The organism is Bordetella genomosp. 2, from assembly GCF_002261345.1.
Classification (GTDB): Bacteria; Pseudomonadota; Gammaproteobacteria; order Burkholderiales; family Burkholderiaceae_B; genus Bordetella_A.
Genome location: NZ_NEVT01000004.1, coordinates 28,532 through 40,963, shown reverse-complemented (window position 1 = coordinate 40,963; position 12,432 = coordinate 28,532). Strand labels below are relative to the sequence as shown.

Genomic DNA, 12,432 nt, shown 5'->3' with positions numbered 1-12,432 from the left:
ACTGTCGCCATCAGGGCACCGGCACGATGCCGGACGGCGCCGCCTGCGCGGGCGCGCTGGCGCGCACGCGCAGGCCGTTGCGGTCCAGCTCGACGCCGGCGGCGGAGACGCCGGCCAGCGCCAGGCCGGGCGCGACCTCCGCGCCGATGCCGTAGGCGCGGGCGGGGCCGCCATCGACGCTGAGCACCGCTGACCCGTGTGTGCCGGCCGAGATCAGGCCCAATACCGAGACCTGCGTATCGATCGCCTGGTCTGTGCCGAACAGCAACGCCACGGCACGCGTGTCCGATGACGGCGGCGCGGCCATGGCCAGCGCGGGCGGCAGCGGCGCGGGGCCGGGCGCCAGCAATATGGCGCCCCACAATCCCGCGCCGGCGGCGGCCGCGGCGATGGCGAGCGCGCGCAGGGCGCGCGGGGCAGGGGGGACGGTGAAGTGCGGACGCAGGCGCATGCGGGCAAGGGCGGTTGGATCGATGCGCCGACCCTACCGCATGCATGTGACAGCCATGTGAGCGGCGGCCAGTGTTGCGCACGGCCGGCACGCCGCGCGCGGTCGGTCAATTGTCATTGTCGGCGCCTAGGATCGCCGTGCGGCGCGCCGGGCGCGCCATTGCCTCCGACCAAGGAAACTTCGACCATGAACCTGTCCACTCTGTACCGCCTCGCGGCGGTGGCGCTGTTGTGCACTTCGCTGGCCGCTTGCGGCAGCGGCGATTCCGATGACGACGACGATGTCGCGCCGCCCAATCCCCCGACCACGCCCGCCGAGCCGGTGCTGCGCTGCGCGCCCTGAGCGCGCGGCTATATCGACATCATCCAGGATCCGTTCATGCCGCAACATCCTCCAGCCTCGCCGGCCAAGCGCCGCTTCCTGCGCAACAGCGCCATCGCCGCCACCGGCGTGGCGACGCTCGCCGCGCTGCCGCCCAGCATCCGCCGGGCGCTGGCGATTCCCGCCAACAACCGCACCGGCACCATCCGGGACGTCGAGCACGTGGTGATCCTCATGCAGGAGAACCGCTCGTTCGACAATTACTTCGGCACGCTCAAGGGCGTGCGCGGGTTCGGCGACCGCTTCACCATACCCCTGCCCGACGGGCGTTCGGTCTGGCAGCAGTCCAATGGTGCGCGCGAAGTGCTGCCATACCACCTGGACAGCACGCGCGGCAACGCGCAGCGCGTCGCCGGCACGCCGCACGATTACCCCGACGCGCAGGCCGCCTGGGACGGCGGCCGCATGGACCAATGGCCGCTGTACAAGGAAGACCATTCCATGGGCTATTACCGCCAGGCCGAGCTGGAGTTCCAGTTCGCGCTGGCCGAGGCCTTCACGCTGTGCGATGCCTATCATTGCTCCACGCACGGCGGCACCAATACCAACCGGCTGTTCCTGTGGACCGGCACCAATGACCCCACCGGCGCCGGCAATGGCCCGTCGACCCGCAACCAGTGGGACGGCCTGGGCGCCTCGACCGAGGGCTGGACCTGGACCACGTATCCGGAACGCCTGCAGCAGGCCGGCGTGACCTGGAAGGTCTATCAGAACCTGCCCGACAATTTCACCGACAACTCGCTGGCCGGCTTCCAGCAGTTCCGCCGCGCCAACGAGCAGGCCGGCAACGCGCCGGACGGCGCGCCGTACCCGATGTGGACGCCGGCGATGGACGCCGCCAACCCGCTGTACAAGGGCGTGGCCAACACCATGCCGGACGGCGGCATGCTGCAGGCCCTGCGCGACGACGCCGCCAGCGGAAGCCTGCCGCAAGTGTCTTGGGTCGTGGCGCCGGCCGCGTATTCCGAGCATCCGGGGCCGTCCAGTCCGGTCCAGGGGGCCTGGTACATCCAGGAAGTGCTGGATGCGCTCACCGCCAATCCCGAGGTGTGGAGCAAGACCGTGCTGCTCATCAATTTCGATGAGAACGACGGCTTCTTCGATCACGTGCCGCCGCCGGCTGCGCCCTCGTTCAACCCGGACGGCTCGATGGCGGGCGCCTCCACCGTGGATACGGCTTTCGAGCGCCACATGGTGGCCTCGCGCCAGGATCCGGCCGACCAGCGCGTCTATGGGCCGGGGCCGCGCGTGCCCATGTATGTGGTCTCGCCATGGAGCCGCGGCGGCTGGGTGAACTCGCAGGTCTTCGATCACACCTCGGTGCTGCGCTTCCTGGAGGCGCGCTTCGGCGTGGCCGAGGCCAACATCAGCCCCTGGCGGCGCGCCGTGATGGGGGACCTGGTGTCGGCGTTCGATTTCGCCACGCCCAACAGCGAGCCGCTGCCCGACCTGAAACTGCTCAGCAAGACGCAGGCCGACCTGATCCGCGCGCAGCAAGAGGCGCTGGCCCAGGTGCCGGTGCCGGACGCGAGCGGCCAGCAACTGCCGCAGCAGGCGCCCGGCGTGCGCTATTCGCGGGCCTTGCCCTACGAATTGCACACCAGCGGGCGCGCCGATCCGTCCGGCGGGACCATGCAGCTGCTGTTCGCCAATACGGGCCCGGCGGCGGCGGTGTTCCACGTGTATGACCGCCTGCATCTGGATCGATTGCCGCGCCGCTACACGCTGCACGCCGGTTCGGAGCTGGACGACCGCTGGGACACCCGCGCCGACGGCGGCGCCTACGATCTGTGGGTGCTCGGCCCCAACGGCTATCACCGTCACTTCAAGGGCAGCCTGAACGCGGCGGCCGGGCCGCAGTCGGCCAATCCGGAGATCCGCGTCTGCTACGAGGTCGCCCAGGGCGATGTCTATGTGTCGTTCCTGAACCGCGGCCAGGCGGCCTGCACGTTCGAGGTCGTGCCCAATGCGTACTACGCGGGCGACCAGCGCTGGTCGCTCGAGGTGGCGGCCGGGGCCGAAGCGCAGCAGCACTGGTCCTTGAAGGACAGCGGCGGCTGGTACGACTTCAGTGTCACGGTGGCCGGCGACGCGGCCTATCTGCGCCGCTACGCAGGGCGCGTGGAGACCGGCAGGCCGTCGATCAGCGACCCCGCGATGGGGCTGCGCCCCTAGCGGCGGCGCTCACGCTTCCGCGCCGGCGCCCGGCGCCCGGGCGCGGAACATCGCCAAGCTTTGCGCGCAGATTTCGCGCGTGATGTCCTGGCGCGCGTGGTCGCGCCGTTCGACCATGCCGATGCCGCGCGCCGGGTGGCCCAGCTCGTCAGGCAGCGGCAGGATGCGCAGGTCCGGGCTGGCCTGCCAGTTCGAGCCGTTGAGCAGCGGCAGCAGCGTCACGCCCACTTCCTGGCGCACCAGTTCGACCAGCGTCTCGATGGCGTTGAGCTCCAGGAACTCGGCCACCGGCAGGCCCAGCCGCCGCAGCACGTGGTCGATCTGGCGGCCGGTGCGCTGGGTGCGGTCGAAGCGCAGGAAGGGGTTGGCCGCCAGCACCGCGTGGGCGGTCTGGCCCGCGGCCGAGGGCGGCGCCACCACCACCAGCGGTTCTTCATAGAGCGGGGTCCAGCGCATGCTGGTCATCTTGCGGCTGCTCTCCACCACGAAGGCGGCATCCAGCTCGCCGGCCTCGACCTTGCCGGCCAGCTCGCTGGCCTTGCCCGACAGCACCTTGACGTCCAGGCTGGGATGGCGGCGCTTCAGGTGCGACACGACTTTCGACAGCGTGCCCATGCAGGACACGATGGCGCCGATGGAGACCGCGCCGGCCAGCTCGCCGGGCGCATTGCGCGGCAGCTTCAGGCGGTCGTACAGGTCCACCAGTTGCTTGATGTCGGGCAGCAGTTCGCGCCCGGCGGCATTGAGAATGGCCAGCCGCCCGCTGCGGTCGAACAGCTCGCGGCCCAGCTCGGCTTCCAGCGCGCGCATCTGGAAACTGATGGCCGCCTGGGTCAGGGCGACCTGCTCGGCCGCTTCCGAAAAGGAGCCATGGTGGGCCACCGCCAGGAAACTGCGCAGGAAGCGGATGCTGCTCATAAAATTAATTTGTATGAGAAATCAAATATTCAAATTGATTTAATTAGAGCACAAGAGTAATTTCGACTGTCTTTTCCCCTTGAGCCTGCGTCCATGAAAACTTTCGACTGGAACAATCCCTATCCTTCGTTCCGGATTCCGCTGTTCGCCCGCAATGTCGTCTCCACTTCCCACCCGTTGGCGGCCCAGGCGGGCCTGCGCATGCTGCTCAAGGGCGGCAACGCGGTCGACGCCGCGATCGCGGCGGCGGCCACCATCGTGCTGGTCGAGCCGGTGTCGTGCGGGCTGGGCGGCGACTGTTTCGCCATTGTCTGGGACGGCAAGGAGCTGCATGGCCTGAATTCCTCGGGCGTGGCGCCGGCCGCCTGGAACGTCGAATACTTCAAGCGCAAGTACGGCACCGGGCCGGACGGCCTGGCCAAGCAGCCCAAGCGCGGCTGGGACGCCGCCACCGTGCCGGGCGTGGTGGCCGGCTGGGCCACCCTGCACGAGAAGCTCGGCAAGCTGCCGTTTGCCGACCTGTTCGAGCCGGCCATCGAGATCGCCGAGCGCGGCTACGCCGTGCCGCCGGTGGTGGCCCACAAGTGGGCGGCCGCGGCGGCCGAGCTGGCCGACCAGCCTGGCTACGCGCAGGCCTTCATGCCCAACGGCCGCGCGCCGGCCGTGGGCGAGCATTTCCGCATCCCCGACGCGGCCTATACGCTGCGCCGCATCGCCGCCAGCGGCGGGCGCGATTTCTACGAAGGCGAACTGGCCGAGAAAATCGCCGCCTTCAGCAAGGAATGCGGCGGCGCCATGACGCTGGACGACCTGCGCGGCTACCGGCCGGAATGGGTCAAGCCCATTTCGAAGTCGTACCGCGGCTACGAGCTGCACGAAATCCCGCCCAACGGGCAGGGCATTGCCGCCCTGATGGCGCTGGGCATTTGCGAGCACTTCGACCTGGCCGGCATGCCGGTCGACTCCGTGCAGTCGCAGCACGTGCAGATCGAGGCCATGAAGCTCGCGTTCGCCGACCTGTACCGCTACGTGTCCGACCCGCGCACCATGGACGTCACGCCGCAGCAGATGCTGTCCGACGCCTACCTGGAAAGCCGCGCCAAGCTGATCCGCCTGGACCGCGCCACCCATTTCGAGGCGGGCCGCCCGCATGCCGGCGGCACCATCTACCTGACCGCCGCCGACGAAAGCGGCATGATGATCTCGTTCATCCAGTCCAACTACATGGGCTTCGGCTCGGGGGTCGTGGTGCCGGGCACCGGCATCAGCCTGCAGAACCGCGGCGTGGGTTTCTCCATGGATCCCAAGTCGCCCAACGTGGTGGACGGCGGCAAGCGTCCGTTCCACACCATCATCCCGGGCTTCCTGACGCGCGGCGGCAAGCCGGTCATGAGCTTCGGCGTGATGGGCGGCGACATGCAGCCGCAGGGCCACTTGCAGACCGTCATCCGCATGCTCGACTACCACCAGCAGCCGCAGGCGGCGTGCTGCGCACCGCGCTGGAAGGTCAACCGCGATTTCACGCTGGACATCGAGTCCACCATGAATCGCGCCACGGTCGAGGGGCTGCGGGCGCTGGGCCATTCCATGAAGTCGGTGGACGATCCCTACATGGATTTCGGCGCCGGCCAGTTCATCTGGCGCATGCACGAGAGCGACAACGAGGCCGGCTATGTCGCCGCCAGCGACGGCCGCCGCGATGGCCAGGCGGTTGGCTTCTAGGCCGCAACATGGCATGCTGGGCCGGCACCGGCGCCCTGGCGGGGCCGGCGCCGGTACTCATAACACACATCCAAGGGAAACGTACATGAAGCTCAAGCACTTCAAGCTGGGGGTGTGCGCCGCGCTGCTGGCCGCCGCCTCGGGGACGGCGCTGGCGCAGGAGCTGCGCATCGGCCTGCAGGAAGACCCCGACGTACTCGATCCGCACCGCGCCCGCACCTACGTGGGCCGCATCGTCTTCACATCGCTGTGCGACAAGCTGGTCGACGTCAACGAGAAACTGCAATTCGTGCCGCAACTGGCGCAGTCGTGGTCCTGGAACGACGACAACACCGTGCTGACGTTCAAGCTGCGCACCGACGCGCTGTTCCATGACGGCAGCAAGTTCGACGCGGCGGCGGCCAAGGCCAATCTCGAGCGCGCCATGACGCTGCAGGACAGCATGCGCAAGGGCGAGCTGGGTTCGGTGGCCAAGGTCGAGGCGCCCGACGCGCAGACCCTGGTGCTGACGCTCAAGCAGCCCGACGCCACCTTGCTGGCCGCGCTGTCCGACCGCGCCGGCATGATGATGTCGCCGAAGATCTTCAGCGACGACACCGCGGCCGTGGGCCGCAAGCCGGTCTGCTCGGGGCCCTACAAGTTCGTCGAGCGGGTGCAGAATGACCGCATCGTGCTGGACAAGTTCGACCAGTACTACGACGCCGGCAACTACGCCTTCAAGCGCGTCACCTTCCTGCCCATTCCCGACACCACCGTGCGCCTGTCCAACCTGCGCGCCGGCGGCCTGGACATCCTGGAGCGCATGAATCCGTCGGATGCCCAGCAGGTCAAGAGCGACGCCAGCCTGCAGTTCGCGCCCGTCTCGGGCCTGGGCTACCAGCAGTTCTATTTCAACGTGGCCAATGGCAAGCGCGCTGAGACCAATCCGTTCAAGGACGAGCGGGTGCGCCGCGCCTTCGAGCTGACGCTGGACCGCAACATCATCAACGAGGTGGTCGGCGGCGGCATCTTCGATCCGGCCAACCAGCCGTTCCCGCCCGCGAGCCCGTATCACAGCGACAAGTTCCCCATCCCGGCGCGCGACATCGCCAAGGCCAAGGCGCTGCTGAAGGAAGCCGGCAAGGAAACGGTCAGGGCCGAGCTGGCGTTCGGCAACAACACCACCACCTCGGCCATCGCCGAGATGGTGCAGGCCATGTCGGCGGAAGCCGGCTTCCAGCTCAGCCTGCGGCCCACCGAGTACGCGGCGCTGCTGAACGAAGCGCAAAGCGGCAATTTCGAGCTGTTGATGCGCGGCTGGTCCGGCCGGGTCGATCCGGACGGCAACATCTACCAGTTCGTCACCTGCAAGGGCGCGCTCAATGACGGCCGCTATTGCAACCCCGAGGTCGACAAGCTGCTGGCCGAGGCCCGCACCGTGCCGGACGAGACCAAGCGCAAGGCGCTTTACGACCAGGCGCAGGCCATCCTGCAGGAAGATGCCCAGGCGGTGTATATCTATTACCAGCCCTGGCCGTTCGTCCTGGCCAAGAAGGTGCAGGGCTTCAAGCCCTACCCGGATGGCATGATCCGCCTCAAGGGCGTGTCGTTCGCCCAATGACGCGAGCCGCACCGCGCGCCTGATGCAGCCGGGCCGTGCCGCGACGCACGGCCCGCGCGTTTGGGGGCGCAGCGGCGCGCACCGTTCCAGAGTTTCAGGTCCAGCCCATGTTCAAAATCATCTTGCGCCGCGTGCTGGTGGCGATCCCGACATTGATCCTGGTGTCGATGATCGTCTTCATGCTGCAGAAAATCCTGCCCGGCGATCCGGTGCTCACACTGGCGGGCGAAGAGCGCGACCCCGCCGTCCTCGACTACCTGCGCGAAAAGTATCGCCTGAACGACCCGCTGCCCGTGCAGTACGGCGCCTGGGTCGCCCAGGTGCTGCAGGGCGACCTGGGCAAGTCGTTGCGCACCGACGTGCCGGTCACCCATCTCATCGCGCAGAAACTGCCGGTGACGCTGCAACTGGCGGCCATGGCGATGTTCTTCGCGCTGCTGGTCGGCATTCCCATGGGCATCGTGGCCGCCGTGCGCAAGGGCACCGCGACCGAGATGGGCGCCAACGTGGCGGCATTGTCGGGCATGTCGATCCCCAATTTCTGGCTCGGCATCCTGCTGATCATGCTGGTGTCGGTCAAGTGGCGCCTGCTGCCGGCCTCCGGCTATGTGTCGCCGGCGGAAGACTTCTGGATGTCGATGAAGACCATGTTGATGCCGGCCCTGGTGCTGTCCACGGCCATCGCGGCCTACCTGATGCGGCATACCCGCTCGGCCATGCTGGAGGCGCTCAGCGCCGACTACGTGCGCACCGCGCGCGCCAAGGGCGTGGCGCCGCACCGCGTGGTCCTCAAGCACGCGCTGCGCAACGCGCTGATGCCTATCGTGACCCTCGTGACGCTGCTGTTCGGCGAGCTGCTGGCAGGCGCCGTGCTGACCGAGCAGGTATTCACCATCCCGGGTTTCGGCAAGCTGATCGTCGACGCGGTGTTCGCCCGCGACTACGCGGTCGTGCAAGGGGTGGTGCTGTGCGTCGCCGTGGGCTTCATCATCATGAACCTGCTGGCCGACATTCTCTACATCCTGGTCAACCCCCGCCTGAGGCACGCATGAGCGCACATCTCGCCACGGCGACCGCCGTACCGCCGCCCCGCAGCCGCAACCGCGCCTGGGGCAAATTCAAACGCAACCGGGTGGCGCTGCTGGGCGCCGCCATTGTGCTGCTGTTCGTGGCGCTGGCGCTGCTGGCGCCGCTGCTGGCCACGCACGATCCGCTGCAGACCAGCTTCATGTCGATCCGCAAGGCGCCCTCGGCGGCCTTCTGGCTGGGTTCCGACGAACTGGGCCGGGACATCTACAGCCGCATGCTGTACGGCGCGCGCGCCTCGCTGATGGCCGGCCTGGTGTCGGTGGTGATCGCGCTCATCGTGGGCGTGCCGTTCGGCCTGGTATCGGGTTACTTCGGCGGCTGGATCGACAGCGTGGTGTCGCGCTGCACCGAGGCGCTGCTGGCCATCCCGTTCCTGATCCTGGCCATCGCGCTGGCGGCCTTCCTGGGTCCCAGCCTGACCAATGCCATGATCGCCATCGGGGTGTCCGCCGCGCCGAAGTTCATCCGGCTGGCGCGCGGCCAGGTACTGGCCGTCAAGAACGAGGACTACGTACAGAGCTCGCGCGCGCTGGGGGCATCGGACACGCGCATCATCGTGCGCCATATCCTGCCCAACATCATGCCGCCGCTCATCGTGCAGGCCACCATCACCATCGCCACCGCCATCATCGCCGAGGCCAGCCTGTCATTCCTGGGCCTGGGCCTGCAGCCGCCGAACCCGTCCTGGGGCTCGATGCTGAATACGGCCAAGAACTTCATGACGCAGGCGCCCTGGATGTCGATTTTCCCGGGCTCGGCGATTTTCCTGGCGGTGCTGGGTTTCAACCTGCTGGGCGACGGCCTGCGCGACGCGCTCGACCCGCGCCAGGACAAGTGAACACGATGACGAGCATGGATGAAAAAAGGGTAGTGCAGGTCGACGGCCTGACGGTGCGCTTCAACACGCCCGAACGGGTGGTCGAGGCGGTGCGCGACGTATCGTTCCACGTCGATCGCGGCGAGACGCTGGCCATCGTCGGCGAGTCCGGTTCGGGCAAGTCGGTCACCTCGCTGGCGCTGATGCGGCTGGTGGAGTACGGCGGCGGCAAGATCGTCGCGGGCGACATGCGGCTGCGCCGCCGCGGCGGCGAAGTCCTGGACCTGGCGCGGGCCGGCGAAAGCGTATTGCAGCGGGTGCGCGGGGCCGATGTGGCGATGATCTTCCAGGAGCCCATGACCTCGCTGAATCCCAGCTTCACCGCCGGGGCGCAGATCGCCGAAGCCTTGCAGCTGCACCAGCGCCTGGATGCCGGCGCGGCGCGCGCCGAGGCGCTGCGCATGCTGGAGCGCGTGCGCATTCCCGAAGCGCGCGCCATTCTCGACCGCTATCCGCACCAGTTGTCCGGCGGCATGCGCCAGCGCGTGATGATCGCCATGGCGCTGTCGTGCAAGCCGCAACTGCTGATCGCCGACGAGCCCACCACGGCGCTCGACGTCACGATCCAGGCGCAGATCCTGCAGCTGATCCGCCAGCTGCAGGAAGAAATGGACATGGGCGTGATCTTCATCACGCACGACATGGGCGTGGTGGCCGAAGTGGCCGACCGCGTGCTGGTCATGTACCGCGGCGACAAGGTCGAAGAGGGGCCGTCGGACGACATCTTTGCCGCGCCGGCGCACGCCTACACGCGCGCGCTGCTGTCGGCGGTGCCGCGCCTGGGCTCCATGCGGGGCACCGACGAGCCCGCGCCGTTCCCGCTGCTGCGCGTGGAAGACGCGCAGGCCGGCGCCGCGCCGCAACCGGCCGCCGCGCCGGCCGGCAGCACGGTGCGCCGCGACGGCGGCCCGGTGCTGCGCGTCAAGGACCTGGTCACCCGCTTCGATATCGCCGGCGGGGTGCTGGGCCGGGTGCAGAAGCGCGTCCACGCGGTGGAGCAGGTCAGCTTCGACCTCTACCCCGGCGAAACCTTGTCGCTGGTGGGCGAGTCGGGCTGCGGCAAGACCACCACCGGCCGTTCGCTACTGCAGCTGGTCAAGAGCCAGGGCGGCCGCATCGAGTTCGACGGCCGCGACATCGGCGCGCTGCGTGGCGCCGCCATGCAGTCGCTGCGGCGCCACATCCAATTCATTTTCCAGGACCCGTTCGCGTCGCTGGATCCGCGCATGACGGTCGGCTATTCCATCATGGAGCCGCTCTTGATCCACGGCGTGGCCAAGGGCAGGGCGGCCGAGGAAAGGGTGCGCTGGCTGATGGACAAGTGCGGCCTGCTGCCCGACATGATCGAGCGCTACCCGCACGAGTTCTCGGGGGGCCAGCGCCAGCGCATCTGCATCGCGCGCGCCCTGGCGCTCAATCCCAAGGTCATCGTGGCCGATGAGTCGGTGTCGGCGCTGGACGTGTCCATCCAGGCCCAGATCGTCAACCTGCTGCTGGACCTGCAGCGCGAGCTGGGCGTGTCGCTGCTGTTCATCTCGCACGACATGGCCGTGGTCGAGCGCGTCAGCCACCGCGTGGCCGTGATGTACCTGGGCCAGATCGTCGAGATCGGCCCGCGCCGCGCCATTTTCGAGAACCCGCAGCATCCCTACACGCGCAAGCTGATGGACGCCGTGCCCATCGCCGACCCGCAGCGCCGCCACCGCAAGCGCTCGCTGCTCGTCGACGAGATCCCCAGCCCGGTGCGCCGGGTCGGCGACGAGCCGGTCGTGGCGCCGCTGGTGCAGGTCGGCGACGGACATTACGTGGCCCGGCACGCCGTGGGCGTCTATGCGTGACGTGGGTGCGTGCTTCCCACCGTCGGGGCGGGACGGGGCCCGCCTCCCGCCCCGACGGAATCAATAGTCAAGCGCTTCGCGCGCACACCCTTCACCGCCGCTCCATCACCAGCTTCACGCCGAACGCCACGAACACCCCCCCGGTGACCGCATCCAGCCCCCGCAAGACGCTGCCGCGCTGCAGCCAGCGGGACAGCGGCCGGGTGGCCGCCACCAGCGCCGCGAACCACAGCACGCCCATCAAGGCATGCAAGCCCGCCAACAGCAGGCTGAATCCCAGGACATCCACCCCCGCCGGAATGAATTGCGGCAGGAACGTGACGTAGAACACCCCCACCTTGGGATTGAGCACGTTGGTCAGGCAGCCGCGCAGGAACCACTGCGCGCCGGTGCCGGACCAGTGCGACGCGGGCGGCGCGGCCGGGCCGGCCGCGGCGGCCGGCGGATGGCCCTGGACGGCCCGCCACAGCAGCTTCACGCCCAGGTAGAACAGATAGGCCGCGCCGCAGATGCGCAGCACGTCATAGGCCGTCTGCGAGGCGGCCAGCAGCGACCCCAGGCCCAGCGCGGCCACCACGCCCCAGACCAGGCAGCCGGCGCAGATGCCCAGGCCGGCCAGCATGGCGCGCCGGCCGCCCTCGATGGCGGAGGTGCGCAGCACCAGGGCGGTGTCCAGTCCCGGCGTCAGCGTCAGGATGCCGGCGGCAAGACAGAAAGCGATCAGGGCGGCGGTGGGCGTCATGGCGGCCTCGGCGGGACAAAACGCCAGCATACCGCCGCGCGGCGGCGCACGGGTATCATTAGCGCTTTTCGCGGCCCGGCGCCGCCGGATTCCCCATGGCCCTGCGCGCAACCATCTACAAAGCCGACCTGCATATCGCCGACACCGATCGCCACTATTACGGCAGCCACGCCCTGACCATCGCCCGCCATCCCTCGGAAACCGACGAGCGCATGATGGTGCGGCTGCTGGCCTACGCCCTGCATGCCGAGGAAGGGCTGGCGTTCACCAAGGGCCTGAGCGAAACCGACGAACCCGACGTCTGGCTGAAAGACCTCACCGGCGCGATCGATCTGTGGATCGAAGTCGGCCACCCCGACGAGCGGCGCATCCTCAAGGCCTGCGGGCGCGCCGCCGAGGTGGTAGTGTATTGCTACGGCGGCCACGCCAGCACGGTATGGTGGGACGGCGTGCGCAACAAGCTGGCGCGGGCCCGCAACCTGCGGGTGGTGAACCTGCCGGCCGCGCAGACGCGCGAGCTCGGGGCGCTGGCTGAACGCACCATGGACCTGCACGTCAATGTCCAGGATGGCGCCGCCTTCGTGTCGGCGGCGGCGGGGCAGGTCACGCTGGAGCCCGATCGCTGGCGTTGAGCGGCGC

11 protein-coding genes are annotated in these 12,432 nt (G+C 68.8%); 8 read left to right on the top strand and 3 right to left on the bottom strand.

Translation table 11 applies throughout. The features are described 5' to 3' along the window. Positions 1–10 precede the first annotated feature (10 nt). Positions 11–451 carry a general secretion pathway protein GspC gene (locus tag CAL24_RS09390; protein ID WP_028355464.1) on the bottom strand — a complete coding sequence of 147 codons (441 nt, stop codon included), beginning with the start codon at positions 449–451 and terminating at the stop codon, positions 11–13. Between the two features lie 186 nt (positions 452–637). Between CAL24_RS09390 and CAL24_RS24145 the strand changes: the two genes are divergently transcribed. Both CAL24_RS24145 and CAL24_RS09385 read left to right on the top strand, forming a co-directional pair. Further along, positions 638–793: a hypothetical protein gene (locus CAL24_RS24145; protein ID WP_170947054.1), complete on the top strand. Its 156-nt coding sequence runs from the start codon at positions 638–640 to the stop codon at positions 791–793. A 36-nt stretch (positions 794–829) separates the two neighbouring features. Beyond that, positions 830–3,007, top strand: a complete 2,178-nt coding sequence (locus tag CAL24_RS09385) for a phosphocholine-specific phospholipase C (protein ID WP_028355465.1) — start codon at positions 830–832, stop codon at positions 3,005–3,007. Positions 3,008–3,016: 9 nt separating this feature from the next. On the opposite strand, the gene CAL24_RS09380 is transcribed toward CAL24_RS09385, so the two are convergent. Beyond that, on the bottom strand, positions 3,017–3,925 hold the full coding sequence (locus CAL24_RS09380) for a LysR family transcriptional regulator (RefSeq protein WP_094806549.1): 909 nt from the start codon (positions 3,923–3,925) through the stop codon (positions 3,017–3,019). 93 nt (positions 3,926–4,018) lie between these two features. On the opposite strand from CAL24_RS09380, the gene ggt reads away from it, so the two are divergent. From ggt to CAL24_RS09355, 5 genes are all read left to right on the top strand, one after another. Then, the gene (ggt, locus tag CAL24_RS09375; protein ID WP_094806548.1) at positions 4,019–5,647 is read left to right on the top strand and encodes a gamma-glutamyltransferase; all 1,629 of its coding nucleotides are present in this window, start codon (positions 4,019–4,021) and stop codon (positions 5,645–5,647) included. Positions 5,648–5,732: 85 nt separating this feature from the next. Beyond that, on the top strand, positions 5,733–7,247 hold the full coding sequence (locus CAL24_RS09370) for an ABC transporter substrate-binding protein (RefSeq protein WP_028355468.1): 1,515 nt from the start codon (positions 5,733–5,735) through the stop codon (positions 7,245–7,247). 107 nt (positions 7,248–7,354) lie between these two features. Beyond that, a complete protein-coding gene (locus CAL24_RS09365) occupies positions 7,355–8,299 on the top strand; it encodes an ABC transporter permease (RefSeq protein WP_094806547.1) in 945 nt (314 codons plus the stop codon). Then, positions 8,296–9,174, top strand: coding sequence for an ABC transporter permease (locus CAL24_RS09360; protein ID WP_028355470.1), 879 nt, complete (start codon positions 8,296–8,298; stop codon positions 9,172–9,174). Before CAL24_RS09365 ends, CAL24_RS09360 begins: the two co-directional genes overlap by 4 nt. 14 nt (positions 9,175–9,188) lie before the next feature. After that, a complete protein-coding gene (locus CAL24_RS09355; protein WP_094806546.1) occupies positions 9,189–11,051 on the top strand; it encodes a dipeptide ABC transporter ATP-binding protein in 1,863 nt (620 codons plus the stop codon). A gap of 91 nt (positions 11,052–11,142) precedes the next feature. Here CAL24_RS09355 and CAL24_RS09350 read toward each other — a convergent pair whose 3' ends face one another. Beyond that, positions 11,143–11,793: a LysE family translocator gene (locus CAL24_RS09350; RefSeq protein WP_094806612.1), complete on the bottom strand. Its 651-nt coding sequence runs from the start codon at positions 11,791–11,793 to the stop codon at positions 11,143–11,145. A 95-nt stretch (positions 11,794–11,888) separates the two neighbouring features. Between CAL24_RS09350 and CAL24_RS09345 the strand changes: the two genes are divergently transcribed. Then, positions 11,889–12,425, top strand: a complete 537-nt coding sequence (locus CAL24_RS09345) for a YaeQ family protein (RefSeq protein ID WP_028355473.1) — start codon at positions 11,889–11,891, stop codon at positions 12,423–12,425. The last annotated feature ends 7 nt before the right edge of the window (positions 12,426–12,432 follow it).